Origin of the sequence: Phytobacter sp. V69 (assembly GCF_965644215.1) — a bacterium.
In the GTDB taxonomy this organism is placed as follows: Bacteria; Pseudomonadota; Gammaproteobacteria; order Enterobacterales; family Enterobacteriaceae; genus Phytobacter.
On the sequence record NZ_CBFFRL010000020.1, the window covers coordinates 1 to 26,555 of the forward strand.

15 protein-coding genes are annotated in these 26,555 nt (G+C 58.3%); 6 read left to right on the forward strand and 9 right to left on the reverse strand.

The annotated features are described in order from the left end of the window. Positions 1 to 164 precede the first annotated feature (164 nt). The 5 genes from tap (at position 165) to ACSZPU_RS04610 (ending at position 3,088) form a co-directional block, all read left to right on the forward strand. The gene (gene tap, locus ACSZPU_RS04590; protein ID WP_342122744.1) at positions 165 to 236 is read left to right on the forward strand and encodes a RepA leader peptide Tap; all 72 of its coding nucleotides are present in this window, start codon (positions 165 to 167) and stop codon (positions 234 to 236) included. Beyond that, the gene (gene repA / locus ACSZPU_RS04595; RefSeq protein ID WP_498995944.1) at positions 229 to 1,071 is read left to right on the forward strand and encodes an incFII family plasmid replication initiator RepA; all 843 of its coding nucleotides are present in this window, start codon (positions 229 to 231) and stop codon (positions 1,069 to 1,071) included. Before tap ends, repA begins: the two co-directional genes overlap by 8 nt. A gap of 639 nt (positions 1,072 to 1,710) precedes the next feature. Next, complete coding sequence (locus tag ACSZPU_RS04600; RefSeq protein WP_498995993.1) at positions 1,711 to 2,010, forward strand: replication-associated protein RepA4; 300 nt, start codon at positions 1,711 to 1,713, stop codon at positions 2,008 to 2,010. Between the two features lie 33 nt (positions 2,011 to 2,043). Then, entirely contained in the window at positions 2,044 to 2,505 is a 462-nt protein-coding gene (locus ACSZPU_RS04605; protein ID WP_498995947.1) for a ProQ/FINO family protein, read from the forward strand. Then, on the forward strand, positions 2,492 to 3,088 hold the full coding sequence (locus ACSZPU_RS04610; RefSeq protein WP_498995950.1) for a DUF2913 family protein: 597 nt from the start codon (positions 2,492 to 2,494) through the stop codon (positions 3,086 to 3,088). The genes ACSZPU_RS04605 and ACSZPU_RS04610 overlap by 14 nt, the downstream gene beginning before the upstream one ends. Before the next feature lie 10 nt (positions 3,089 to 3,098). Here ACSZPU_RS04610 and ACSZPU_RS04615 read toward each other — a convergent pair whose 3' ends face one another. Continuing rightward, positions 3,099 to 4,058, reverse strand: a complete 960-nt coding sequence (locus ACSZPU_RS04615; RefSeq protein ID WP_498995952.1) for an Rpn family recombination-promoting nuclease/putative transposase — start codon at positions 4,056 to 4,058, stop codon at positions 3,099 to 3,101. A 314-nt stretch (positions 4,059 to 4,372) separates the two neighbouring features. Here ACSZPU_RS04615 and ACSZPU_RS04620 point away from each other — a divergent pair, with 314 nt between their 5' ends. Continuing rightward, positions 4,373 to 4,525 carry a hypothetical protein gene (locus tag ACSZPU_RS04620; RefSeq protein WP_498995998.1) on the forward strand — a complete coding sequence of 51 codons (153 nt, stop codon included), beginning with the start codon at positions 4,373 to 4,375 and terminating at the stop codon, positions 4,523 to 4,525. A 133-nt stretch (positions 4,526 to 4,658) separates the two neighbouring features. Here the strand turns inward: ACSZPU_RS04620 and ACSZPU_RS04625 are convergent, their stop codons facing one another. The 8 genes from ACSZPU_RS04625 to ACSZPU_RS04660 are packed head-to-tail and all read right to left on the reverse strand — an operon-like array spanning position 4,659 to position 26,367. Then, on the reverse strand, positions 4,659 to 6,392 hold the full coding sequence (locus tag ACSZPU_RS04625; protein ID WP_498995955.1) for an ABC transporter ATP-binding protein: 1,734 nt from the start codon (positions 6,390 to 6,392) through the stop codon (positions 4,659 to 4,661). Further along, positions 6,389 to 8,155 (reverse strand): ABC transporter ATP-binding protein, encoded by a 1,767-nt coding sequence (locus ACSZPU_RS04630; RefSeq protein ID WP_498995958.1) that lies wholly within the window; start codon positions 8,153 to 8,155, stop codon positions 6,389 to 6,391. The genes ACSZPU_RS04625 and ACSZPU_RS04630 overlap by 4 nt, the downstream gene beginning before the upstream one ends. Continuing rightward, positions 8,152 to 13,563 carry a non-ribosomal peptide synthetase gene (locus ACSZPU_RS04635; RefSeq protein ID WP_498995959.1) on the reverse strand — a complete coding sequence of 1,804 codons (5,412 nt, stop codon included), beginning with the start codon at positions 13,561 to 13,563 and terminating at the stop codon, positions 8,152 to 8,154. Before ACSZPU_RS04635 ends, ACSZPU_RS04630 begins: the two co-directional genes overlap by 4 nt. After that, positions 13,560 to 14,960 carry an FAD-binding oxidoreductase gene (locus ACSZPU_RS04640; RefSeq protein WP_498995960.1) on the reverse strand — a complete coding sequence of 467 codons (1,401 nt, stop codon included), beginning with the start codon at positions 14,958 to 14,960 and terminating at the stop codon, positions 13,560 to 13,562. The genes ACSZPU_RS04635 and ACSZPU_RS04640 overlap by 4 nt, the downstream gene beginning before the upstream one ends. Beyond that, positions 14,960 to 15,670, reverse strand: coding sequence for a VOC family protein (locus ACSZPU_RS04645; protein WP_498995964.1), 711 nt, complete (start codon positions 15,668 to 15,670; stop codon positions 14,960 to 14,962). Before ACSZPU_RS04645 ends, ACSZPU_RS04640 begins: the two co-directional genes overlap by 1 nt. Continuing rightward, positions 15,663 to 17,885 (reverse strand): Gfo/Idh/MocA family oxidoreductase, encoded by a 2,223-nt coding sequence (locus tag ACSZPU_RS04650; RefSeq protein ID WP_498995967.1) that lies wholly within the window; start codon positions 17,883 to 17,885, stop codon positions 15,663 to 15,665. Before ACSZPU_RS04650 ends, ACSZPU_RS04645 begins: the two co-directional genes overlap by 8 nt. After that, positions 17,882 to 18,922, reverse strand: a complete 1,041-nt coding sequence (locus ACSZPU_RS04655; protein WP_498995970.1) for a hypothetical protein — start codon at positions 18,920 to 18,922, stop codon at positions 17,882 to 17,884. The genes ACSZPU_RS04650 and ACSZPU_RS04655 overlap by 4 nt, the downstream gene beginning before the upstream one ends. Continuing rightward, on the reverse strand, positions 18,919 to 26,367 hold the full coding sequence (locus ACSZPU_RS04660; RefSeq protein WP_498995973.1) for an amino acid adenylation domain-containing protein: 7,449 nt from the start codon (positions 26,365 to 26,367) through the stop codon (positions 18,919 to 18,921). The genes ACSZPU_RS04655 and ACSZPU_RS04660 overlap by 4 nt, the downstream gene beginning before the upstream one ends. Positions 26,368 to 26,555: the final 188 nt, after the last annotated feature.

The window sequence follows — 26,555 nt, forward strand, 5'->3', positions numbered from 1 at the left end:
TATCCGTGCACTCAGATGTGCCGCCGGGGCTCAAAAAAACATCCCGATATCGCCGGAGATAATGGGCTGGGTCGCTCATCTTTACATTCTTGGCGGAAGAGAAGATTAACGGGGTCTACTTAAACTGTACAGAAGCTGTTGCTCTGTACGGGGAGTATAGTGACATGCTCAGAAAACTGCAATACCTTCTGTGCTCGCTCCTTCTGCGCAACATAAGCGCAGGATGGTGTGACTGACCCGCAGACCCCGTACACTCACTACCGGCAGGTGCGTAACCCGCATCCGGCGTTCACGCCGGGCGAGGATAAAAAGACCCTGCCGTTCTGTCGCAAGCTGATGGAAAAAGCCACCGGCTTCACCTCCCGCTTCGCGTTCCCGATGCACGTGGCGTTCATGCGCTCGCTGGGCAAACGTCACCGGCTGCCGCCGGTACTGCGCCGCCGGGCGATTGACGCGCTGCTGCAGGGGATGTGCTTCCATTACGACCCGCTGGCCAACCGCGTGCAGCGTTCGGTGACCAACCTCGCCATCGAGTGCGGGCTGGCCACGGAGTCGCAGAGCGGCAACCTGTCGGTGACCCGGGCTACCCGGGCGCTGAAGTTTATGGCGGAGCTGGGGCTCATCACCTATGACACCGAATATGACCCGCAGACCGGCTGCAATATCCCGAGCGACATCACCTTCACCCCGGCACTGTTTTCGGCGCTGGACGTCTCTGACGTGGCGGTGGCGGCGGCGAGACGCAGCCGGGTGGAGTGGGAGAACCGGCTGCGGGAGAAGCAGTTGCTGCCCCGGCTCGAAACGGATGAGCTGATAGCGAAGGCGTGGCGCTTTGTGCGCGAGCGCTTCCGGGCCTACCAGCGGGAGCGCAAAGCCCACGGCCAGCGGCGGGCCACCGCCCGCCGGGATATCGACACCCTCGTGAAGCGCCAGCTGACGCGGGACATCGCCGAAGGGCGGTTCACCGGCACGCTGGACGCCGTGAAGTGTGAGCAGGCGCGGCGGGTGAAGGAGCGCATGCTGCTGTCGCGCGTGAATCATTACACCCGGCTGGCGACCGTCCCGATATAACCCGAACCCTGAAATTATCCGGCTGACGCCGGAGGCTTTCGCACGTCCGCACCCTGCCGGCGCGCATTTTTCACCCGTATTACAGCCAAAACCACCCGGTTTTTCACCTTTCCGGCCTCATCACCGCCCCTGAACGGTCTCTTTCCGGCATCATTTTCCCGTCGCAGACGGTTATCCACTCATAAGTGCAAGGGAACTTTCCGTAAGGTTAAAACCGACCCGGTTATAAAGCGCCAGACGCTCAGGTTTTAAGGTGCGTCGTTTCTTTTAAACCCCTGCTCAGTAGCTCCTGTAAAAAACCTTTAATAACTTCATCTAAAAATAAAACCTGTTCATCGCCTGCCCTGTGGACAGACGACAGAAAGGCCTGACCGGTGCAGCGGACTTCCGTCCGCGCGGTCAGAAATACAGAAGTTCCTCCCGTCGCGCAGCGACGGGCACCGGACCTCCGCTGTATTTAGTTACAGCATACGAATGAAACAGGCGCAAAACCAGCGCAGGCCGGCACCCCGGTGCCCCTCCCCGCCACTAAAAAGCGCCGCCGCCCCCGGCCCTTTGGGCCGGGAAAAGCATCGCTTTCAATGACGGATGTTGTAACTAGTGGTTTTGGGGTGGCTGTGGGAAGTGCTGCTTTGCGTTATGAGGTACACGCCCGTCAGCGGCCCTCACGGCCCGCTGACGCGGAGATACGCCCCGGCCACGGCTTCGCCTTGCCGTGGCCACTCCGACGGCGCACAGTGGCTTCTGTGTGGTTTTAAGCGGGTCTGGCTGTTCAGGGTGAAGGGATGTATCGGGGAAACCTTTCATCCCGGGCCGGCTGACGCCGGGCTGCGGCGGACTGACACTGATGCTGTTCGGCACTACAGTGTGCCGCCTTTTATGCGCGGTGCGCATGAAAAAAAGATATTTTCTGTTGTATATCAACAGGATAAGGTATAATTACGGCAGGTAATCTTTCCGCGTGAGGGCCGTATGCCGGAAAAAACATCGTCCGCTTACACGGTGGTCACCGCCCCTGACACCGCAAAACCCGGGCTCAGCAAAAAGCAGCGCCGGACTTACCGCCGGTGGGGGCTGGTCCGTCAGGTCGCCGCCCTGTTCCCCCGGCTGTGGCCGAACGTGAAATCCGGGCAGTTCCGCCCCCTCAAAACCGGTATCAGCGCGGACGTCCTCGCATGGATTGCCGCCAACCCGCAGGCCGGGCTCAGCGAGGCGGAGTGGAAAGAAACGGTGCGCTTTCTGGTCAGCCGGCTGGAATACCTGCGCACGGTCACTGCCGGAACCCCACGGGTGGACCTCAGCGGCGAACCCGCCGGGACGGTCACCGCCTCCGAGGAGCAGCATGCCCGGCGCAACATCGCTGCCATCCGCGCCCGTTTTGCCAAAAAGCCCCGTAATTCTGAGAAGGACCCGTCCCGCCGTGACACAGACTGAACAGGCCGGCCATCTGGCATGGTGCGCTCTGGTGGCGCTGGGTATGGCCCGGCAGGACGGCACCGTATCCTCTCCGGCACAGGAAAGCCTGTTTCTCACCCGCTGGCTGGCCACCGCCCTGAAGCAGCGGCGCTTTTCCCGTGATGTCACCCCGGATATCGAATGGCTGCTGAAGCAGGGACGGCTGTACGGCGTGCGGGCGAACCTGCCCGGGAAGCTGGATTATTTCTGGCGCTCCTGTACCGGTGAGCTCCGGGAGCAGAGTGACCTGTTCCGCCTGACGTATGCCGTGGAATCGTCAAGGGAAGCCGGCTGGCAGTACTGGCTGCTCAGCGACCGGGAGTGGTCAGGGCGTCCTGCGGTGGTGCTGAGTGAGGCGGTGAATGCGGTGTATCTGCTGAAAACGAATCTGGACGCCGTCTTTGACAAGGACGGTAACCAGACCGGGTCGGTGATGGCGCGCATCACCGGCAATGTCGAGGGTATGGTGGAACTGCTGACCACGTTCGGCTGGCAGGCGGTGGCGGAAGGTGACGCCCTGCCCCGGCAGTACCGGCTGACCGCCGGGCAGGAAAAACGTTAAGACAAAGAACTCAGTGGCGCAACTGCGACAGGTCTTCTTCCGACAGGCCGGTCATTTTCATCACCGTGCTGCGGTCCAGACCGTTATCCAGCATCGTGCGGGCCACATCGAGTCGGGCTTCAAGTTTGCCTTTTTCGATGCCGCGCTGCTCGCCCAGCTGAATGCCTTCCTGACGCCCTTCGACACGGCCACGTTCAAGGCCCTTTTCGATGCCCTTCTGTTCCAGCTGCTGTGCAATTGTCATCAGTGTGTCCCCGTGCTGCGGCACCCGCTGTGCCAGTTGACGTACAAAGGCTTCGGCGTCGTCGGTCTCGCCGGCCTGTACCAGATAGTTTATCAGCGATATCAGCTGCTGTCCCGTCAGATGTCCGGTCAGCAGAACCGTGGCCAGCCGGTCGAGCAGGCCGGCAAGGTCGCGCTGATGGATATGTTTCTGTAAAAGCGTCAGGGCGGCCATGCTGCGGTGAGTCATGATGTCGTCGTCCGGGATGACGGTGACATCAACCAGCGGAAAGGGCCCGACATACATCTGTCCGGCCAGTGCCGGGTCGTCAAACTCATCCAGCCAGCGGGTGGAGTACGGGTACGGGCTGCGCTTCCCGGTGTAGAACAGCACCGGAATGACCAGCGGCAGTTTTTTGTGCCCCGCATCGAGATGGCGCTGCATCGCGGCCACGGCATAGCGCAGCAGGCGGAAGGCCATGTGCCGGTCAGGCGAACTCTGGTGCTCAATCAGGACATGAATGTAGCCGTTGCCGGCGGTGGTCTTCAGGCTCCAGAGGACATCGCTGTAATAGGCGCGCAGGCTCTCCTCGACAAAGCTGCCGGATTCGAGTTTCAGGGTGCTGAGGTCACAGACGGCACGCAGCTCCGCCGGGAGGTGAATGGCGATGAAGTCCCGCGCGGTGTCGGGGTTTGTCAGGAAGGCCTTGAAGGCCGCGTCATGCGGCACCGGAGTGGATTTTTTCATGCGCCATTTAAGTCAGTTCAGAAAAGACCAGCTTACCACACTGCCCGGCCTGATTCAGCGACAGCAGCTCCGTCCGCTATGAGCGAGATATAGTCATTCGCACCCTGAGAATTACACTTTTAAGTGATTCAGGGTATGCGCTTACTGGTTACGAATATTGAGCGAGAATCATGCGATGATCGCCGCTTTTCTTTCGAGCCAGTAGGTGCTCCACGTTCGCTAACGAATACTCAGGGCATGCTGATAAACTGCTGGCTATATTTCTTTCGAAGAGCGTGGAATGCATACCAATCCCCGATTAAAAGGAGTTGGTGATGACTGTGACTAATCAGTTTGCTGCACACGGTGGTCTGGACTGGGCAGATAAAAAACACGATGTCTGTGTTCAGTTCAAAAACGGTGAACGCGTGTTCCATGTGATTGAACATTTCCGTGCCCTGTTTTGCATAAGGTCCCAAACCCTCTAAAAGGTGAAATGATAATTATTTGCAATGTTATAACATAACATTTAACACGTAGTCATCTATTCTGCTTTTTTGTTGTCAGTACAGGGGGGAATGGAGGCACTCGATATTACTGTGAGTGCCTGAAGAGAAAGGATTATCTGTCGTGGGTAGGATGCTGAGCCTCAATTAATGTCCGATAATGCCCCTCCTTTATGGCCATTAAGCTGGCGTGATCGCCACACTCAACGCAGCGGCCTTGCTCAATAAAGGCAATTTGGTCGGCTGCGCGAATGGTGGATAAACGATGCGCCACAATCACCACCGTTTTATCCGCCACCAGTGCGTCTATCGCTTGCTGTACATGGTATTCAGATTCACTGTCCAGCGATGACGTAGGCTCGTCCAGTAACACGACCGGAGCATCTTTAAGAATGGCACGCGCAATCGCCACCCGCTGGCGTTCTCCACCCGACAACGCACTCCCCGCTTCACCCGCCCGTGTCTCATAGCCCTGCGGAAGACTTTCAATGACGTGGTGAATATGCGCTTTACGTGCAGCGTTGACGATCTCCTCCTGCGTGGCGTGCGGTTTACCTAACGCAATGTTATTCGCCAGCGTATCGTCCATCAGCCACACATCCTGAAAGACCACCGAAACCTGTGCTAATAGCTGATCGGGGGGGATATGCTTTAACTCCGCACCTCCCAACGTGATAGTGCCCTGCTGTGGATCGGCAAAGCGGCTCATCAATCGGGTTAGCGTGGTTTTCCCCCCGCCCGAGGGGCCGACCAAGGCTGTCAGGGATTTTTCCGCAATGTGTAGCGTCACATTCTGGAGTGCAGGTTTTTCCTGCTGCTGATAGTGAAAACTGACATTGTTCAGCGTAATCGCAAAGTGCTGTGGTTGATGGAATGGCAGTTCAGTGATCAGATCCGCTTCGTTGAGCACCGCATTCACCCGCTGCAACGCCGCGTCCGCCAGTTCAAACAGGCGCACCATGGAAAGCCCCAATGTCAGAGGCTCGACCAGTTGCGCCACCAGCACCGTGAGGCAGAGCAGTGATGCCAGCGGCAACTGTTGCGTTACGCATAACCCCATGCCCAACGCGACGGTAGCCACCAGAGTGAGCTGGATGATCAGTTGTGCTTTGGCAATCAGCCGCGCAGTATTGCCGCTTTGATGCTGCACCTGATGCTGGTGAGCAAAAATCCCGCGTAAACAAGGCGCGTTCAGGCCAGATCGGCTGCTGGCACGTAACATCGCCTGCCCCTGCACATACTCAACAATGGCTGCGCTGGCTGCCGCATCCACTTCATCAATGCGCAGAAAGTCCTGATTGGCATCACGCTGTGCCCGTCGTATCAGCGGCGCGATGAGTCCTGTTCCCGCCAGCACCAGCGCCCCCAGACGCCAGTCCAGCATGAAGATCAACACCAGCACCACCGCAGGTACCACCGCAAGTTGAATCGCCAGCATAGCCAGTGAAGAGAGCGCCGTTGCCGCAAAGGTGACGTTATTGCCAAGAATCGTTGCCAGATCGCCGCTTTTTCGCTGGGCCAGCTGCTCCAGCGGCATGGCACGCAAGCGATGTGCCAGCCGCTGACGCATGGCCTCCGTCACGCGATGCCAGTAGTCATAGACAAAAGCCATTTCACGCCAGCGCACCATGCCTTCAAGCAGCAGCAAGACAATGAGCACCACCAGCCAGCTCAGGATGTCACGCACGGGCAGTGCGCCCGGTGTTAACACGAGCGAAAACAGCGGCAGTGTGATAATCCAGCCCGCGGCCTGCAACATCGCCGCCGCCACCGCACACGCTAACGTCCGGCGAAATGGCGCAGCGAACTCCCCTGCCACCGAGATCATGTTGTGATAAATGCGCATCATGCTTCTCCCTCGCGCTTTAACGTCCACTGACTGGCAAGCTGATAGTGCTGCCACAGCCGCGCGTAATAACCGCCCTGATTCAGCAGGTCAGCATGACGGCCTTGCTCAGCCACTCTGCCTTTGTGCATCACCACAATCACATCCGCGTCGATAACCGTTTGCAAACGATGAGCAATAGTGATCACAATGCGATCCGGCGCGAGTTGCGCCAGTGCCTGCTGAATATGCCTTTCGTTGTGTGCATCGAGATAAGAGGTTGCTTCATCCATCACCAGCACGGGCGCATTGCTCAGCAGTGCGCGGGCCAGGCTCACACGCTGACGCTGGCCACCCGATAACGAGCTCCCTCGCTCACCGATCTGCGTGTTTAATCCTTGTGGCAGTGCCGAAACGATCTCGCTCACCCCCGTCGCAGCCATAACGTGCTGCAACGCTGCATCACTGGCTTCGGGCGCAGCCAGTCGTAAATTTTCCTCCAACGTGCCACTGATAAGAAACGGCTCCTGTAATACCAGCGCCATCTGCTTCAACAACACATCACTGCGCATCTGGCGGATATCGCACCCCCCCAGCATAATGCTACCCTCTGTCACGTCATAAAAACGCGGGATCAGGCGCGCCAGCGTCGATTTTCCCGAACCGGAAGCCCCGACAATGGCACAGCGTGTTCCCGCTGCGAGCGTGAATGACACGTCGCTGAGTGCAGGCTGCGGCTGATCCGGGTAGTGAAAACTGACCTTGTTCAAGCTGAGTGCGTGTCCTTGCGGTTGCTGCGGATGTAGTGGCTCTGGCAGCACGTCCTGCCGCAGCACCTCTTCAATGCGGCCTGAGGCCGCGCCAGCGTCATTCAGATAGTTAGCCAGGTGCACTAACGGTTCGAGCGCTTTGATGGGTAACGTACCCAACATCAACGCCAGCAGCCACTGCGCCAGGGTAACCTGCCCGGCTTGATACAGCACAAAACCTGCTATCATCAGCACCGCAGCCGTCGGTAACGCGGCACCTGCCAGACGATTGATTTTCCAGGGCACTTTGCTCCCTGCCATCCAGGTTTCCACCGCCAACGTAAACTGTTGCAGCCGCGCGTTAAAGCGCCGCCAACCCGCGGCGCCATTATCAAAGGTACGCATGACCGCCATACCCTGCACCAGTTCAATCACCCCGGCATTGACTGACTCACTGGCCTCATTGTATCGGCTGCGTTGCTGGGGATTTTCACGCGCCATCATTGCCATACACACGAGGTTTATCGGCAAAAACAGCAACGCCACCAGCGCCAGCCGCCACTGCACCAACGCCAGAACCAGCAGTGCGGCCAGCGGTTGACTCAGACTGGCACCGATAAACGGCACCGCATCCGCCACCGCAATGTGCAGCGCTTTAACATCCTCCTGGAGGATTTTACGTAACCGCCCACTGCCCCATTGTTGTACCACTCCAAGCGGTAAACAACTGAGGTGCTCCACAAGACGCTCGCGCAGTACTTCCTCTAATTGATAACTGGCTTCGTGAGCCCGTGCTTCTGCCTGTAAGCGTAACCAGAATGCCAGCACCAACAGCAGCACACTGCCGGTGAGGGCGATAAATGACGACGGTGGTAACATCGGGACAGACAGTAATGGCGTCACCGCCCATGCCAGCAGAGCTATGCCGCTGACGTTTAGCAAGCCCGCCACGCTGCCAAGAAGAAGTGCCAGGTTAAGTGAGCGCGCCACCTTCGGCACGCCTGCCACTAACCTGCCAGGCTGGCCCAGTAACTTCATTTCAGCCTCTCATTCACCCGCTGCGCCACGGCTTGTGCGTTGGGCGTATCGATGCAACTGAAGTGATTACCCGCAATCGAAGTGACCTGCAGCTCGCCCAAGCAGACGTTACGCCAGAAGTTCAGCGTATTGTCATCCATACCCGGTGCGAATCCAGAGCCCTGATTGGGCAACAGGAAGCGGATATCGCCGACATAAGTGCTGGGGGTGAAGTGCGCGGCACGGAAACTCTGGCGGAATACGTGGAACAGGCCCAGTGCCATTTCGGCTGGCATCTGCTGACCGGTGAACTGTTCAACACCCGCGACATAACGCGCAAAACGCTCTTCAATCGGTAATGCCTGCATCTGTTGGAAAAACAAGCCCGCCGCGCCGGGTAACTGCGCCAGCGCACCCTGCGGAATGCGGCCATGATGTTGCTCAATCACCTGCATAAAGCCCTTCACTAATGCATCGCCATCGACCTCACCGAAACCGGCCTGCGCCAGCGTAATGTGCAGATTGGGGATAAACAGCGATTCGATCATCAGATCATCCTGCACCTCGAACAGCACCGGATGGCTGCTGATCAGCACCAGGTCAGCGATTTCTGCGCCCTGCTCACTGAGGCGACGCGCCACTTCTACAGCAAACAACCCGCCCAGACAGTAGCCAATCAGCTGGAAGCGGCTATGTCCGGTGGCCAGCAGGCGTTGTGCGTAATCATCTGCCATGCGCTCAACCGCCTGTTGTGGGGACAAGGCGCAATATTGTGCGGTATCGGCAATCACAATGCCGATGACCGGCCCGCGCGGATCTTTCTCCAGCTCCGCCAGCATCGGGCGGAAGCAATCCATGGTACCCAGGCCGGCATGGAACACTACCCGCAGCGGGCCTTCACTCCCGCCCCCCATCGGCAGCAGAATACCGTTGCTGCCCTCAGCCCGCCCCTCGATTTCTGGCTGCAGTTTCTCTCCGGCTTGAGGCGCTGCGGCAGCCGCATCAGGCGCATGCTGCGAACGGATAGCCAGCGCCAGCGCGCGCACCGTTGGGCCATTCAGCATATGACGCAGCAAAACATCAAAGGGTATATCTCCCATCTGCCAGGGGTCAGCGGCCAGCACCTGCCGCAGCTTGCCTGCCATGCGTGCCATGATCAGCGAGTCAGCCCCCAGGTTATACACATCCTGGTCGAGCGCGATCTGTTTAATTCCAAGCGTTTCAGCCCAATGCTGGCACAGCAACTGCTCAAGCGCATCCCCCTGCGGTTGCAGGCCTGGCGGCGTGTCATGCTCTGCAGCCTCCTCGACCCACCAGTTGACGACTGTATTACGATCTACTTTTCCGTTTGCCGTTAGCGGCAGTGCTGCAACCGACTGAATCTGCGCCGGGATCATATAGCGCGGTAATTTCTGTTGCAGCGCATCAAGTAGCACTTGCGGATACAGCGGCAGACGATCGCGTTTGATTTGTTGTGCCAGCAAATGGAAGCCCTGATGATGCAGCACGTGACCTGGTCGCGGCAGGCACAGCACCGGATCACCGCTGACCGATTGCATCAGCGCCTGCCAGCCATGCTGATCAAGATAGCTCTCATGCTGACGTTCGCTGTCTTCCGGTGGCGTCATCATGAATGCCTGAGAAGCCATGATCCACGGACATTCACGCGTCGGCTCCGTCAGGATCACCCAGCCTTGTGGCGCGGTCAGTAACTGGATATTTTCCAGTGCCCGGCGTTGGTCACGGGCGTTTTCCAGTACCCCGGCGGCCAGCACAATATCAAAGCTCTCCGGGCAATAGCCCTGCGTGCGAACATCATCGTCAATATTCAGCAGGCCAAAATGCATGCCCGCTCGTTGGCCGTAGCGGGCACGCGCTTCAGGCAGGAAGAAGGCCGCCACATCAGTAAAGTGGTATTCAATCGTCTGTTCGCTCAACGCTGCCAGCACATCCGCCGTCGTGCCGCCAGTGCCTGCGCCAACTTCGAGGATACGTAAAGGCCGCTGGACGCGCTGCTGTGCAATCAGGCTCGTCAGGGCACTGACAGCCTGGTTCAGGTACTTCGCCATCAGATTTTCACGATACAGCGCCTGCACGTTGGTCAGTTGCCCCTGCGGGAACAGCAGCTTCTGAGCATCAACACGCCCTTCGAGCAGCCCGGAGAGATTCTCCAGGTTGCTGCGGATGTAAGCCAGAAATGCCGGGGCATCGAGCAGAGGTTGCCACAGCGCGTCAACCTGCTGCCAGCTGTAATCAGGCAAAGCGCCAGCCTGCGCAAGCATCGCTTGCCAGCGGCGCACCAGCCAGAAGAAGCGAGCATTCACGGGTGTTTCTCGTAGCTGAGCTTCTCTGAACTCATCATTAAGACCATAAGATTGCAGCGTGTCGCGCATCTGTTGTAATACCACAGCATCCAGGGCTGTCATCGCCTGTTGTAACTGCGTGGCGGTGATGTTCTGCACAAGACCTGCGGTTGCGGTATCAATACGATCTGTCACGCGGTCGTAATCCACGTGGTTCGCTGGTTGACGCTGCGCGCTGACTAATGCCAGAAGTTGTCGCTGGTTACCTTCGCCATGGGGCACCACGCAAGCACTCTCCACGCCCGGTAAAGCGCTAAGCGCCGCTTCGATTTCCCCGGGTTCGATGCGGTAACCTTTGATTTTGAGCTGATTGTCCGCGCGGCCAAGAAATTCCAGTTCACCGTTCGGCAGATAGCGGGCGCGATCGCCGGTCCAGTACAGTCGCTGTTGATCATGCGGATGATGGATAAAGTGGCGCGCAGTTTTCTCAGCATCTTTAAGATAGCCTTGCGCCAGTCCCGCACCGCTGATGTAAAGATTGCCAGGCAACCACACAGGGCAATCCGCCATGTTTTCATCCAGCACGCGGAAGCCCTGATTGCTGAGCGGCAGACCGTAAGGGATGCTGCGCCACGTGGCATCACGGCCCTGCCAGCAGTGATAGTTAGACCAGATGGCTGCTTCAGTCGCACCACCGAGCGCTACCAGCTGAAGCTGTGGCAGACGCGTCGCCAGTGATTCCGGCAGCGTTAAAGGGATCCAGTCACCCGAGAGTAATGCCAGTCGCAAACTCGCCAGTTGCTGGTGCTGGAGCGCACTCTCCAGCATCTGCATCAGCGCAGGCACGCTGTTCCAGAGGGTCACTTGTTGTGATTCGATGCGTTCAATCCAGTGCGAGGGATCGGTGGCGCGTGCCGGTTCAGGATAGATTACCGCGCCACCCACGCTCAGCGGCCCGAACAGATCAAAAATCGCCAAATCAAAGCCGAGTTGCGCCAGCGCCAGCACGCGGTCGGTGGCCCGCACGGCGAAACGTCGGTTGATATCTTCAACTGTATTCCGTACCGCCTGATGCCCCATCACCACCCCTTTGGGCTGGCCGGTGGAACCAGAGGTGTAAATGATATAGGCCGCATCGCTACTGCGTGACGCGTGTGGGTCCAGCAGAGGCTCGCTGGCGTTCAATGCATCCACATCAATACGCCACTCTCCACTGACGCCGCACTCTACTACCTGTTGCTGGGTCAGCACCCGTTGGATACCCGCGTTTGCCAGAATTTGCCGGCGACGTTCCGCCGGCTGTGAGACATCGACTGGCACCCAGACCGCACCCGCCGCCATGGCACCCAACACCGCCACGGCCTGCATTACGCCTTTTTCCAGAGTGATCGCGACCGGTTCGTCGATGGCAACGCCGTGCCGTTGCAGATGGCCAGCAATGCGCAAGGCTGCGTCCGCCAGTTGACGGTAAGTCATCTGCTGCTGGGGATCGATCACCGCCAGCGCATCCGGGGTCAGGTGAGCCTGTGCGAAGAATGTCTGGTGCAGCCCGCCTTCGGGTAGCGGTGCGCGGGTATCATTGACCTGCAACCGTTGTTCACGTTGCCATTCGGGGAGTGCAACCTGCGCGGTCTGCTGCCAAATCGCATCTTCTTGCGCCATGGCATTCAGCAGTGATTCAAAGCTGGCAAACAGATCGTCGATCATCCCCGACGGGAATACCCCGTCGCGCACATCCCAGTTGACCTGTAAACCGGCAGCACTGTCCATCGCCTGACAGTCGATAAACACCTGCGGCGTCTGGGTAATGCCACGCCCATCCAGTTTGCCCTGCAACGCATTTTCCGCATCGGCAGGCACCAGGCCGATGGCACTGGTAAAAACATAAGGCATCAAAGCGTAATCGCGCCCTTTGGCGCGAGCCAGTTCACGGATCACTTCGACGCCGGAACAAAGGCGATGATCCAGGTCATCATACAATTGCTGGCTGATGGCGCTGGCGCGCTCCGCCCAGCTCATTGGACGGCGTTGATCGACCTCCAGCAGGCTGACCGAGGTGAAATCGCCCACCAAACGATCCACCTGCTCATGCAGCGGCTGACGATTAAGTACCGTCAGATTCAGGCAGAAGTGTTCGCTGACAGACCAACGCTGCAGCACGCTGGCATAGGCGGTTAACACCGCCGCTGTAGGGGTAATACCGCACTGCGCCGCCTGCTGTTTGAGTGCCGCCCAGCGTTCCTCCGGCAGTTGCAAAAAACGTCGTGTAAAACGTGCGGGCTGTCGTTCCTGTGTATCAAGCAACGGGAGCTGCGGCGAGGCTGGTAACTGAGGAATACGCTGCTGCCACCAGGCGCGATCGCGTTGGGCCGCTGGTGACTCATCCCTGCCGCGCTCCGCCAGCAGATAATCGCGGAACTGAATCGTTAGCGGAGGCAACGGCTGGTCAGGATGCTGGTAACGCGCTTCAAACTCGCCCAGCAATAGCCAGATACTGGCCCAGTCGGCAATCAGGAAGTCCATCGATAAATGTAGCACGCTGCGTGCCGGCAACTGCGACAGACTCAGGCTGAACAGCGGCCACTGCTCGGGCTGGTAGAGTCGATGCCCCATCTGCTGCTTCACGCTGTCCAGCAGCGCTTCTCCCTGCTCTGCTCCGCTACTCGCGCAGTCAATGATCAGTTCCGGCACATCGGGTAAAACGCGCTGGCTGCCACTGCGATCAAATACCGCGCGCAGCATGTCGTGTCGCGCGACCAGCTCATTCCAGATAGCGCTGACTCTGGCATGTTGCAGCGGTGGATAATTCACCTCCAGATAAACATGGCAGGCCACACCGCCATAGCCAAAGGCATCATTACGCCCGACCAGATACGCCGCCTGCACCTGGCTTAGTGGAAACGGTGAGAAGCGCGCAGTCTCATCGGCTATGAGCGTGGTCTGCTGCTGTTCTCCGGCGAGAATGGCTAACACATTGGCTTTATGGGCCTTCAGCGTGTGTAAATCATCCGCTGAAATCACACCCTGCGGCGCACGGTAGTTTAGCTTGCCATGCTCCTCCCACAGTTGTGCGCCACGGTTGCGCAGGCGTTGAAGCAGTTCAAAGGCGATGGAATGGTCAGTCATGCTAAATCCTCCTTGCCCTGAGCCATCACGCGGGATGACCGGGGCGGAATATTGACGTTAAAACGCAGGCGATTAGTCGGGTCGAATCTCTGTTTGAGTGCCGCCAGGCGTGCCCAGCTGCTGCCATACGTGGCCTGCGCCCAACGCGGTTCATGGTCAGGCAGCAGGTTGGCGTAAGGACCGCAGCTGACCGCTTGCAGCTGTTGCCAAGCCTCAATGGCGGGTGCCAGCATCGCTGGGTTATCGGGTTCGCCGTACCACTGGGCACAGACTTCAACAAACCAGTTGGCATCTCGATGAGCAAACGCGGTTGCGCCCGCCGGAGCACGGGCAATGGCACCGCCAAGTGCACCAAACACCAGCGAGAAATTCGGGCCAGCACGCTGGAACAGCGCCAGCAGTCGTTCGAGCGTGTCATCATCCAGTTCACGCAGCAGTTCGCCACGGTTGTAAACATGCTGCTGTAGGTAGTTGGGCGCCGAGGGCAGAAGGCGCTGATAATCGACGTAACGCATCGGTTGCAGCGTGTCGCACAACGCGCCCACCTTGAGGGGCGCAAGCACTTGTTCCGCCTGCTCTGGCGCACCAAACCAGGTGGGAATGAGCATGATACTGCGCTCAAAATGCAGTGATTCTGGCAAAAATGGCAGCGGCGGTGCCGTCCAGACAAGGGCAATCAACGAGGCCTGATCCGGTGCCTGCGCCAGCCAGTTACGTGCCCGGCGCAACACAACAGGAATGTCCCGTGCGGGCCACGCGAGCACGCCGGCCACGACGCCCTCAACGGGATGCAATTGAAACGTAAAACGCGATACCACGCCAAAATTGGCGCCCGCGCCGCGCAAACCCCAGAACAGTTCAGCATCGTGCTGTGGGTTCACTTCCAGCACGTCACCGGACAACGTAACCAGCTCGCAGCTCACCAGGTTATCGCTGGTCAGGCCAAACTGGCGCGACAGGTCACCAACGCCGCCGCCCAGGGTGTGCCCGGCGATACCGATCGTGGGATTACGCGGGCCGGGTACCGCCAGGCCGTATGCCTGTGTTGCCGCATCCAGTTCGCCCCAGGTGGTCCCAGGGGCGACGTGCGCCAGGCGTTTATCCGGGTCAATAGCGATCTGCTTCATGCGGGACAGATCAAGCACCAGCCCATCCTGGCAGGTGCCGTAACCGGCCACGTGAGCGCCACCACCGCGCAGCGCAACCGGCAATTTCTGAATCTCCGCCAGTTGAAGTGACTGTTGAATATCCTGCACGCTGACACAGCGCACAATCGCGGTGGGCCGGCAGTCAATACGGGCGTTGCGTACCCGGCGTGCAACTTCGTATTCCGCATGCTGCGGCAACAGTAAATCCCCTTCCAGCACCTGCTGTAAGGCAGAAAATAGCTCGCGCATTACGCCTCCTGCGACGGGTTAAATAACGACAGAATAAATTCGGATGTCTGCGGTAGTGTCTGCCACCCCTGTAAAACCACGCTGCTGACATAGCGCCCCTCACCGTGCTGACTATTGAGCCAGCGGTCCGCAGGCAACAGGCGTTGCAACTGGCAGTGGCTGGGCAGCGGTATATGAAAATCCACCCGGGCCACGGCGCGTGCGCCATTGGCATGCCGGACGCAAACCGGCCGCTGCAGCGGGTGGTAATGAGAGACGATAAACGGCAGATGGTTACCGCGCGGCATCATAAAGCAGTAGTTCACCCTTTCACCCTGTACCGATTTACGGCTGCCGTTTACGACGCGCGAACCTGCCAGCGCCTGCTGACGCAAATGCTGGCTGACGTTATCCAGGCTAAGTGGCGCTTCGGGCTGATACTGTTCAGGTTCCAGAGCCACATCACACCAGCCCTCGCCAGCCTGCGCCCAATCTCTAAGACGCTGACCGGCGCTGGAACCGAAGCGCCAGCCAAAGGGATAGCTCAGCCAGCGGAACCAACGCGGCAGTTCAAAGAACTCCAGAAACGGCCCCTCTTCAAACCATACCAGCGCATTGTGTGCCCGAGCCGGATCGCCCCCCCACTGCACGCTGAACCCAGCCTGTTCAAGCTGGGCTACGCAGTCACGAATGTTATCGACTTTGCAGAGAATATGGCTGCACCTAAGCATTGCCTTGCCTCCGCGCGATAAACAGACACTGTCCGAGCGGTGCGAGCACATGCCCCTCGTCGGGCAGGCAAGCCTCACAAATCAACCCGGCGCGCTGCAGCAGATCCTGCCACTGCTCTGGTGAGAGAAAACGCTGTTCACTGCGCTGCCGGTCGTCCTGTGGTGGCGGCATCATAAAGGCCTGTGAGGTGAGAATTTCCAGATGTTCCCGCGTCGGTTCGGTGATTAACATGACACCGCCCGGTTGTAATACCTCAACCAGCCAACGAATGGTTTGCTCGCTGTTCTGTGCATTGTTCAGTACCCCCGCCATTACCAGCAGATCCTGGGAATCTGCAGCGACGCTTTGTTCGGTCAGGGGGCGGTCAATATCGATCAGTGCAGTCGAGAGCCAGGAGAGATGGCTATAGCGCTGTTGCACATTCACCAGGAAAAAGCGTGAGACATCGCTAAACAGCCAGTTGAGCGGCGGCGTTTCCCCATACACCTCATGCAGCCGTTCCCGTACCCGTTCGGTGGTGGCACCGGTGCCTGCGCCAATCTCCAGTACTTTTAGCGGTGCCGTTCGCTGGCTGAGCTGCTTCAGGACCCAGTCGGCAATCAGGGTGTTGAGATAACGGGCGGTGATGGTATGGCGATAGACCGCATCGGCTATATCGTTACGACCTTCCGGGAACAGCAACAGTGCCGCCTTCTGTTCGCCGCGCATCAGCTCACCCAGCTTTTCCGCGTTTTGCCACAGATAATCGATAAAAGTGGCAGAGCCCAGGCGGTTGTCCCACACCCTGTGCACCGCCTGCCAGCTGTGATGCAGCTCGGTATAACCGATCGTTCGTCGGCTAAAGTAGTGCGCGCCTCGTTGCATCACCAGACCGGCATCGGCCAGCAGCATCAGCCAGCGTCCAATCAGGGCGTGATGCGCTTCGGCCACCTGGAGTTGTTGCAAAATCCCTGGCAGATCGTGCCCCTGATCGGGATGCGTCAACGCGCCTCCCTGTTGCAGGCTAAACAGCATGGCGTTCAGGCAAGCTTCATCCATCCGCGAGACAAAATCCGTCACCTGCTGAGCAGTAATGCCACTCACCAGCAGCTCTGCCCGCTGGGTAAAATCCCACTGTGGGGTGGCTTTGCGTTCCAGCCCGGTGGTGACAGGCAGCAAGGTACGCGCCAGAGGTTCAAACCGCTGGTCCGGATTTAGGCGCGGATAGCCGAGTGTTTTGGTCAGCGCCTGCCACATCTGACACTGAGCTAACAGGGATTGCGGACTCCAGCGGGGGGCATCAGGAGACTGGATGCTCTCCGCCAGCGCCAGTAAGTCCTGGGCAATGGCTTCTGGCCAGTGTTCCGCCAGTGTGGTACGCCAGCTGGCACGCTGGACCTCGCCGATAATGGCGCTGGTCTCTTCCATCAGATGTGCTGATTGCGGGCTGCTAAAATCGCGGTCGCGTTTTACCGCATCAGGGATATGCAAACGTGGGAACCACATCACGGGTCCATGTGTATCGATCAACGATAACCGTCCCGCGGGCAAGCCCAGCGTGATCTGTTGCAACAGCTGGAAATGGTTGTCAGGGTCCTGCGGATCGACTTCGTTATGTACACTCAACGTTAAGGGGATTCCGGCCAACTGTCCCTGCACCACCTGGAAAGGTGCCTCTGGTAATTGCGCCTGGGCATGAAACTGCCACGGGCGAGGTGCACCAAGGGCTTCCACCAGTATCGAGATCAATGGGAACGCCACCTGGCTGGCACACGCAGCATCAATAAACTGAAGCTTTTGCCGCCGCAGTAGACGGTGGGCAGACTGAATGAACTGCTGCACCGCCGGAAGATGTGGATAGAGGTTGCCGACCCGATACTGCACACCGAATTCACGCGCTGAGCGCAGGTTCGCCACCACCTCATCATGATGTACGGGCTGCTCCTGAATGACATGAATGCGCCTGGCCATCAGTTGCTGTGCCAGAACGCTGCCTGCACCGCCCATCACGGTAGCACGCAACACCACGCAGGCCAGGTCAATGTCTTCAGGTAATGAGGCGATATCGGTGTAGAGCGGAATGTCATAGCGTTGCGCGCAATCACGGCTACGTGCGCTGCCGCTCGCCAGTAGCCCCACCACTTTAAAGCGCAGCGGATAACGCTGCAGTGCTGCCAACCAGAACTGGCCAAAAGTGGAGCCACACACTAGCACCTTTAACGGGACCGCGTTCATAGCGCACCTCCGCTCATTTCGTTTAAATGCTCAATCCCGCGGTCAAACAACTCAATATCAATACCGGTTTGCTCCTGGCAGAACAGCAGCATGAACGCTTCGATATCGATGCATTCGGCTGCCAGCCCCAGGACCAGCTCAGGTGACTTCAGCAGCCATTTAGCGCATGCCGCCGCGCAGGCGGCGGTTAACTGAGCAATACCCGGCGCTCTCAGCAATAAGGTTAACGTGGTGCTAGTGCCCTGACGCACGCCATCTACCTGGATCAAAAAGTTAACCCATGCATGCCGCCCCGCCACATCCAGTGTCGCCCCCTCCACCACAGCCTGTATTGCTGCCTCTCGTGGTAATACACGCGCTGTTTCTAACGCGCGGGCCAGGTGTTCACCATCAAGTGCGAGATACCATCGACTGTAACGAAGCGCCAGTTGTTCGGTGACCCGGAGCGACTCCTCATCTTCATACGGCTGCAGCAGCACCGGGCGTGGAAAGAAAGGCAGGATGACGTTGGACTGTCGCCGCGGCAGGGTATGCTGAGAGGCTGGCGTGCGCAGCACACCCTCAAGATAGTCTTCTGCTCCGCCCGGGGTGAAACGATCAAACACGCCAAACCAGCAGTGCAACGCATCGACGCGGTCAAGCGCACGCGCCAGCCACACAGGAAGAATGCCGGACAAGCCTGGCAATGCGCCTGCTGCGAACAACGCGCTGCCCGGATGCCGTCCAACCGGAGGTTTTAACGCGGCCGGACAATCAATTCCGCCCGCGTCAACCAGCGGAATACCTGCGGCATGCAGTCGGTTCGCCACCTGTTGTGATAGCCGTGCCGAAGGCGCAGCACAGTTCACGACCAACCGACAGTCGGTGGCGAAAGCCATGAGACTTTCTTCGTCACTCACATCCACATAGCAGCTTTGGGCCCAGGCGACAGGTTGCGGGTGGCGCCCTCCCACGCGCAGCGAGGTTTCCCCCCACTGATGCAGGATACGTGCGACCTCACGGCCTACGGCACCAAATCCTCCCAAAATACCAATCACAGAACACCTCCTTCCATGGTGGCAACCTGAACCTGCTGTGCCTCAATCCCGGCAGCCATTGCCTGCAGGCTAAGTGCGCTAAAGATTTTTCGCAGCGCGATATCGACGGCAAATTCATCACGGATAAGGTTAATCAGGCGTGTGGCCAGCAAACTATCCCCCCCTAATTCAAAAAAGCCCTGCTGGCGGCCGATGTGCGGCGTAATGCCAAGTAATGTTCCCCATAGCTGAGCGAGTTTTTCTTCAGTTTCACTGAGTGTTTCCTGCTGTTGTTGTGACTTGGGCAGATTGTCATACAGTGATTGCAGGCGCTTACGATCAACCTTACCGTTTGCGGTCAATGGCAGATGTGTCAGCAGAACCAACCGCTCCGGCACCATGGCTTTGGGCAGTTTTTCCGCCAGCTGACTCGACCAGTTATCGGGCAGCGTATGATGATGTGAAAGGCGTAGAGTTAAAGTGGCGGCGAGACCGCTGAGGTTGTACTCACAGGATATAAAACCACTGGCCTGAGCTCGTTGCAGCCATACCGCGCCAGTACGCAGCGGATCTTTTCTGCTATTGCCATATCCTCCCGCCAGCAGCCCGGCGCTGATCATGGCAACCGGTGTCAGGCACTGGCGCTCCATCATCCACAGCTCTCCTGTAGGCCTCAGCAACTGAGAAGCTGCCTTCAGCCCATGTAAGGGTTGGATGTAGCGGTGCAACGCATTCGCCGCCAGCACGATGTCAGCCGAGTTTTGCAGTTCTTCCGGCACATACAGTTCATTCAGCAACATGAAATCGATCTGATGACCGCTGTTTGCGAGTTGAGTCCGCGCTTGCTCCTGCGCCAATGGGGAGGATTCCAGCAAGGTGTAATGCACGCTGCCCTGCGGCAGGCGCGCCAGCAGCGCAGCGCTGTGCTGACCGCTGGCCCCGTTGAGTTCCACGATGTTGATCGGCTTGCCGCTCTGGTGGTGCAGGCTGTTAACATGCAGCGCCAGCTGTGACAACCATTGCCGCGTCTCATCATCCGCGGCCGACAGGCTGGCAGGGCTGAATACGCTGTCGGTCAGCAGTGCGACATGGTCGTGCTCACCCCGCAACATGGCGCGCCAGCTGGCATAACGGGTGCGTGCCGCAACGATCTGCGCCGTTTCAGGTCTGGCGATCACGGCAGCGGTTCCGGTGGCAATGTAGTGTGTATCCTGTGGCTGAACCACACCACGCGACACCAGCCATTTCAGCCACAGCTGCAGCACCTGCTCGCCCTTTTCATCGGGCTGAAGCGCGTTCACTTGCCAGACTGCACCGACTTCCGCGGGCAGTTGCAGGAGCTCCGTCAGAATGTGTTCGGCCACCGCTGATTCATACTGCAGCAGACCGCGTTGAGTACTGTCAGGATGGAATACCTCATCCTGCTCGACACGGGTAGGGGTGTGGGGGGCGACGGCAGCTACAAGTCGCTGTGTGATGCCATCGTGCCACAATGAGACAACCGCCTGATCGATGCCTTTAAGCGTCTGCAATGCCTGTTCAACCTCACCGGCCTCAATGCGATGGCCGCGCAGCTTCATCTGCGTATCCAGTCGACCCAGGAACTCCAGCGTACCGTCTGGCCAGTAGCGGCCACGGTCGCCGGTACGATACCAGCGCTCGCCATCAAGCACAGGGAAACGAGCCTCAGTCAGCGCTGGATCGCCGAGATAGCCGCGAGCCAGACCCGCACCGCCGATGAGCAGCTCGCCTTCCACCCAGTCAGGACAATCGTCATTGATCGCATTAAGCACACGCCAGCGCTGATTATGTAGCGGGTAACCATAAGGGATCGAACGCCAGTCAGGTTTGATCGTGGTCACCGGGAAAATGTTTGACCAGATAGCGGCCTCGGTGGCGCCCCCCAGCGCCAGTAAACGACATCCCGGGGCGCTCATTTGTAATCTCTCTGGCAGCGACAGCGGGATCCAGTCTCCGGAAATCAACGACGCCCGCAGCACAGGCAACATGACGTTCTGCGCAGCCGTCAGCAGCATCTCCAGCAGCGCTGGCACCGAATTCCACAGGGTGACCCCATGAGTTTGCATTAAGTGTATCCAGTGAGCTGCATCGCGACGGTACTCCTCATCCACCATCACCAGCGCAGCTCCGCAGCCTAACGGCGCAAACAGATCAAATACCGAAAGATCAAAATCGAGTGCCGAGAGCGCCAGAATGCGGTCCCGCGGCTGTATCGCCAGTCGCTGGCGCAAATCGTGCACCGTGTTATGGCTGGCGGCGTGGCACATCTCAACGCCTTTAGGTTCTCCGGTCGAGCCAGATGTGAAGATGACATACGCCAGCTGTTGGGGGGAGATTGCTACCGGATGAGTCAATGCCGCGACTTCCGTCTGTACGGCCTGATCGCCGGTCAAGGGCGTGTCCTGATCGAGCACCAGCCGTACGTCAGCCCGTTGCAAAATCGCCTGTTTGCGTGCCTGTGGCTGATCGATACCAATCGGTACCCAACTGGCCCCCGCAGCCAACACCCCCAGCACCGCGATCACCTGCTGCGGGCCTTTCGGCAGTGAAATCGCCACCCTATCGCCTGCCAGCGTCCCCTGCAGTTGCAACCAGTGCGCCAGTTTCAGCGCCTGCTGTGCCAGCTCAGCATAAGAAAGCTGACAGTCTTGCTGCTCCTGCATCCAAATCAACGCCACCTGCTGCGGTGTCTGACTGGCCTGCTGGAAAAAAGCGTGATGCAATGTTTCCGCTACATAGGGGTGATGTGCAGCGGCAGTGATTGCCTCTCGCACCTGACGCTGGGGCACAGGCAAGAGGTCGGGAAGCGACTGCAGCCAGTTATGGTCACATAAATGATGGATGAGCTGCTGATAGGCGGTGAACATCGCATCCAGCATACCCGCCGGGAACAGAGCATCTACCGCATCCCAGACCAGCGAGACACCGCCTGCCAGCTCGGTTAACTGGTGATCCAGCCAGACCTGCGGCGTTTGTGACAGCCCATAAACAGGTTGACTGAAGATGCCCTGCTCCGGTTCTGCGCTAATTCCCAAAGCGCTGGTAAACACCACCGGCATCACCAGTTCAGGCGCCTGATGCAGACGAGCCAGTTCACGGAGTACCTCAACGGCTGATAGCGCACGGTGATCCAGCGCGCCCCACATATCGCGTTGTACCTGGCAAACTTCATCCAGCCAGCCGCCGTCGGCATGACGACACGGCACCAAAACCAGCGAAGTGAAATCACCCATCACGCGGGTCATATCATCGTGGCCTTCAGGACGATCAAACAAGGTTAAATTGAGGGTAAAGTCCGGCTGATGGCTCCAGCGCCGCAATACTGTCGCAAATGCGTTGAGCATCACCGCTGAAGGTGTTACACCGTGTTGGCGGGCTTTTCGCATCAGCTGCTGCCAGCGCTCAGAACCCAGCCAGTACTCACGGCGGGTAAACTTCGGTACCGATATCGCTTCAGGTTGCCGGGCCAGCGGCAACTGCGGAGCCAGCGGCAGGTGGTCGAGACGTGGCCGCCACCAGTCCCAGGCAGCCTCACGTTGCGCCTGCTGTGGCAGGCGTGCCAGTAGCGCATCACGGAACTGAACAGCGGGGACGGTCGGCAACGAACGCTGATGATAGAGCGCGTCCAGTTCCTGATAGAACAACAGGATACTGAGCGCATCAAGGATCAGGTTGTCGATAGCAATTGCCACTCGATACGCTTCACCCCGCTGCGCCACGCTGACGCTAAAGAGCGGCCAGTGCTGCGGATCGAAGCTGTGTGAGGCATATTCTGCGCGTTGCAGACCAATGTTATCTTCACCCGGCTGGTTGAACAGCGGGATCTGATAGTGCGGCACCTCTTTTTGAACCTGCTGCTGGCCGTTACTGAATACCGCCCGCAGCATGTCATGGCGCACAATCAACTGGTTCACCGCGCGTTCCAGTTGTGCGAGATCCAGATGATTAACCTCAAATTCACGATAGAACGTACAGCCAATGCCGCCCAGCGCAAACTCATTTTCCCGGCCAAACAGGTAAGCCTGCTGCACATCCGTCAGCGGGAAGGTATCGTAACGCCCGTTAGCATCATGAACGATGGCAGGCGTGGCGGTTGTCGGTTGATTGCCGCTCAATGTCTGGCAGAAATCTGCCAATACCGGATGAGCAAAGAGTTTTGAAAGGGTAACATCGCTAAATCCCTGGCGACGAAGTTCTGCCACGGCACGGGTAGCCAGCAGTGAGTCACCGCCTGCCATGAAGAAATTATCCTGACGACCCGGTAATATACCGAGTGTTTTATGCCAGATCGAAGCCACCTGTTGTTCTACACCTGGCAAGGCAACCTCATAGGTATGGGCCGTTTCCGGTGTAAGGTCGGCCAGTAACTGTCGCAGTAAATTGCGATCAATTTTGCCGTTGTGGCTGAGCGGAAGTTCAAACAGTGCCACCAGTCGTTCCGGTACCATTTCCTGCGGCAGATAACGTTGCAGATGCTGACGCAGCGCCGCACTCTCCACCGGCTGCTGGCTGGTATAGGCCGCCACCAGATGTTGTTCATCATCGAGCAGAACAATGCCGCGTGCCACGCCTGGGTGGGAAATCAGCGCGGATTCAATTTCGCCCAGCTCAATACGGTAGCCCCGCACTTTCACCTGATGATCGCGCCGCCCCAGAAACTCCAGAGAGCCACTGGGGTGGTAGCGTGCTAAGTCGCCGCTGCGATACCAGCGTTCACCGTTCTCTACGACAAAACGGTCGGCGGTACGCTCGGGATCGTGGCGATAGCCCAGCGCAACGCCTGCGCCGCCAATCCACAGTTCACCGCTGACCCAGTCACAGCGATCCCGGCCCAGGCTGTCCACGACACGGCAACGAACGTTGTTAAGCGGATATCCGTAAGGCACCGAGCGCCATTCAGCCGGCACAGTGGTGATCTCCTGAACCGTCGAGTGGATCGCCGTTTCAGTCGTGCCGCCCAGCGCAATACAGCGACACTGCTCAGCGACTATGCGTAACTTCTTCGGCAGATCAAGCGGGACCCAGTCGCCGCCCAGCAGCACAATCCTGAGTGGTAACGTCAGGTTATCCGCAGCGGCACTGGTGAACGTCATCTCCGCAATGGCGGGCACACAGTTCAGTACGCTGACCTGATGCTGCCGTATCAACGTCACCCAGCGCTGCGCGTCGCGCCAGCTCTCATCCTCAATGCATACCACCGCCCCACCCACTGACAGCGGCGCGAAGATATCGTACACCGCCAGGTCAAAGCTCAGCGCCGACACCGCCAGAGTGCGCATGCGATCGCCCAGTGGATAGCGGCGGTTAAGATCGTCGATGGTGTTTTTAGCTGCCAGATGGCTGATCTCCACCCCTTTCGGCGTGCCGGTTGAGCCAGAGGTGTAAATAACGTAAGCCAGATGCTGCGGATCGCTGTGAGTGACTTCCGCCAGAGGGAGCCGCGAATCTTCATCCGGTAGTTGGTCAATAACCTGTTTCACCCCGGCGTTTTGCAGGATGGCTTTAATGCGCTGCTCCGGTTGCAGGTGGTTGAGCGGTAGCCACGCAGCACCGCTGGCAAGTACTCCCAACACCGCAATGATCTGCTCCGGTCCTTTGGGCAAAGCGATCGCCACCAGTTCCCCTGGCTGCACGCCCTGATTGAGCAGATGCGTCGCCAGGCGGCGTGCACGTTCAGCCAACTCACCATAACTGAGCACCTGATGGGGTCCAAACAACGCGGGAGCTTCCGGCTGCAGCTGTGCCAGACGAAAGAAAGCGCTGTGCAAATCGCTCTCAGGTAAAGGGGCATCGGTGGCATTCGCCCGCTGGCGTACGACCTGTTGTGGTGAGGGTAACGCACTCTGCACCGGCTGTTGCCACGCCTGCTCACTGGCGATGAGTGCCTCAATCAGCCCTGTAAATTGATTGAACATCAAATCAAGCATGCCCGCTGGGAAACGGGACTCACGCGCATCCCAGTTCACCAGAATACCTTGATTTAACTCGGTAATTTGCGCATCCAGCCACACCTGTGGCCCCTGTGAAACAATCCAGCCGGGCTGCCCAAAGGCCTGCTGGACGCGTTCGCTGAACAGCTCTCCCAGTCCCAAAGCGCTGGTAAATACCACGGGAGCAAACTGCTGCTGACCGCGCACGCGTGCCGCTTCACGCAGCACTTCTACTCCGGAAAAACAGGCATGTGCCGCATCCTGACGGAACTGCTGTTGCAGGCGCTGCGCGCGTTCCAGGAAACTGCCAGGTTTGCTGCCCCGCCATTCCAGCAACACTGACGAAGTGAAATCTCCCACCAGCGCAGGTACGCTGGTGTGCAGGGGTTCACGATTGAACAACGGCAGGTTAAGAATGAAATCTTCGTCGTCACTGAACTGGGTCAGCACTTCGGCAAACGCAGCGGCAATCATCATCGGCAAGGTCAGTTGATGTTCACGCGCACTGGCCTCCAGCTGTTGACGGGCCCTGGCATCAAACCAGCGATGGCGACGGACCACCGTCTGCTGCGCATTGTCCGGGTTTAACCCAACGCTGGGTAACATCGGTGCGCCAGGCAAATCGGCTAAACGCTCCAGCCACCACTGCTTGTTTTGTGCGTAGCGCGCCTGCTGCTGCGGTTCCTGCAGCCAGGCGTGGCGTAGTTGTTGATACTGGCAATACGAGAGATCCAGCACAGGCAGCGGCTGTTGCGGCTCCAGATAGAGCCTCGCCAGATCGTCCAACAGAACGCGCAGGCTCATGGCATCCGCCGCGATCATATCGAGATTAAAATGCAGGCGGCAACCACCACCGAGGGCGGCGGGCTTATGCGTCACACGCACATCAAACACCTCGCCTTGTGCAATATTTAGCTGGCGATGTGACAGCGCGGCGCGAATCGCCTCCATTCGCAGGGTGGCGGTATCTGCTTTCTCCTGGCGTAAATCATATTCCCTAAGCCCGGGCCACTTCGCGTGTTCAAGAACCTGCTGCTGCCCCTCCTCCAGAATGGCCACCCTTAGCATACCGTGACGGGCAATCAACTGATGTACCGCATTTTCCAGGCGTGCAACATCCAGTTGCGGTAGATCGAACTCATGGTAGAAATGCGCAGCAACGCCCCCCAGATGCTGAGCACTGTCGCGTCCCACCCAGTATGCATGCTGCATGAGCGCCAGAGGGAAAGGTTCGTTTTCATCTGTGCCTGGCAACACTGCCTTTTTTTCCTGCTCCGCGGGTGGTGTTTGTTTCGTCATCAAAGCCAGCCAGGCATCCAGGCGTGGCTGTTCAATCAAGCGGGCAAACGACACATCGTAACCTTGACGACGCCACATAGCGGCCAGTTTCATCATCGCCAGTGAGTCGAGCCCGAGGCCGATCAGGTCGCAGTCATTAGCGAGTCGATCCGGCAATATGCCGGGGAGAAAGGGGGCCATATCTGTGCATATTTTGTGCTGAAGGGTACTTGCCATAGTCCTTGTCCTTCTCTCAATTACATCATAAAGCCATTAAAAAAATTTATATCGCAGGGTTGGCTTAACGTATTGCCGCAAATATTTATATGTTATAACGTTACTAAATAAAAATATAAATGATAATCATTATCATGATTGTTTTTTAATACAATTTGTAAATGACGGGATGAAAACAAGGAATAACG

Bases quoted from the DNA above. Each gene is read 5' to 3' on its own strand.
- ACSZPU_RS04600 (WP_498995993.1), top strand. From the start codon at position 1,711: ATGAGGTACACGCCCGTCAGCGGCCCTCACGGCCCGCTGACGCGGAGA.
- ACSZPU_RS04605 (WP_498995947.1), top strand. From the start codon at position 2,044: ATGCCGGAAAAAACATCGTCCGCTTACACGGTGGTCACCGCCCCTGAC.
- ACSZPU_RS04615 (WP_498995952.1), bottom strand. From the start codon at position 4,058: ATGAAAAAATCCACTCCGGTGCCGCATGACGCGGCCTTCAAGGCCTTC.
- ACSZPU_RS04620 (WP_498995998.1), top strand. From the start codon at position 4,373: ATGACTGTGACTAATCAGTTTGCTGCACACGGTGGTCTGGACTGGGCA.
- ACSZPU_RS04625 (WP_498995955.1), bottom strand. From the start codon at position 6,392: ATGATGCGCATTTATCACAACATGATCTCGGTGGCAGGGGAGTTCGCT.
- ACSZPU_RS04630 (WP_498995958.1), bottom strand. From the start codon at position 8,155: ATGAAGTTACTGGGCCAGCCTGGCAGGTTAGTGGCAGGCGTGCCGAAG.
- ACSZPU_RS04635 (WP_498995959.1), bottom strand. From the start codon at position 13,563: ATGACTGACCATTCCATCGCCTTTGAACTGCTTCAACGCCTGCGCAAC.
- ACSZPU_RS04640 (WP_498995960.1), bottom strand. From the start codon at position 14,960: ATGCGCGAGCTATTTTCTGCCTTACAGCAGGTGCTGGAAGGGGATTTA.
- ACSZPU_RS04645 (WP_498995964.1), bottom strand. From the start codon at position 15,670: ATGCTTAGGTGCAGCCATATTCTCTGCAAAGTCGATAACATTCGTGAC.
- ACSZPU_RS04650 (WP_498995967.1), bottom strand. From the start codon at position 17,885: ATGAACGCGGTCCCGTTAAAGGTGCTAGTGTGTGGCTCCACTTTTGGC.
- ACSZPU_RS04660 (WP_498995973.1), bottom strand. From the start codon at position 26,367: ATGGCAAGTACCCTTCAGCACAAAATATGCACAGATATGGCCCCCTTT.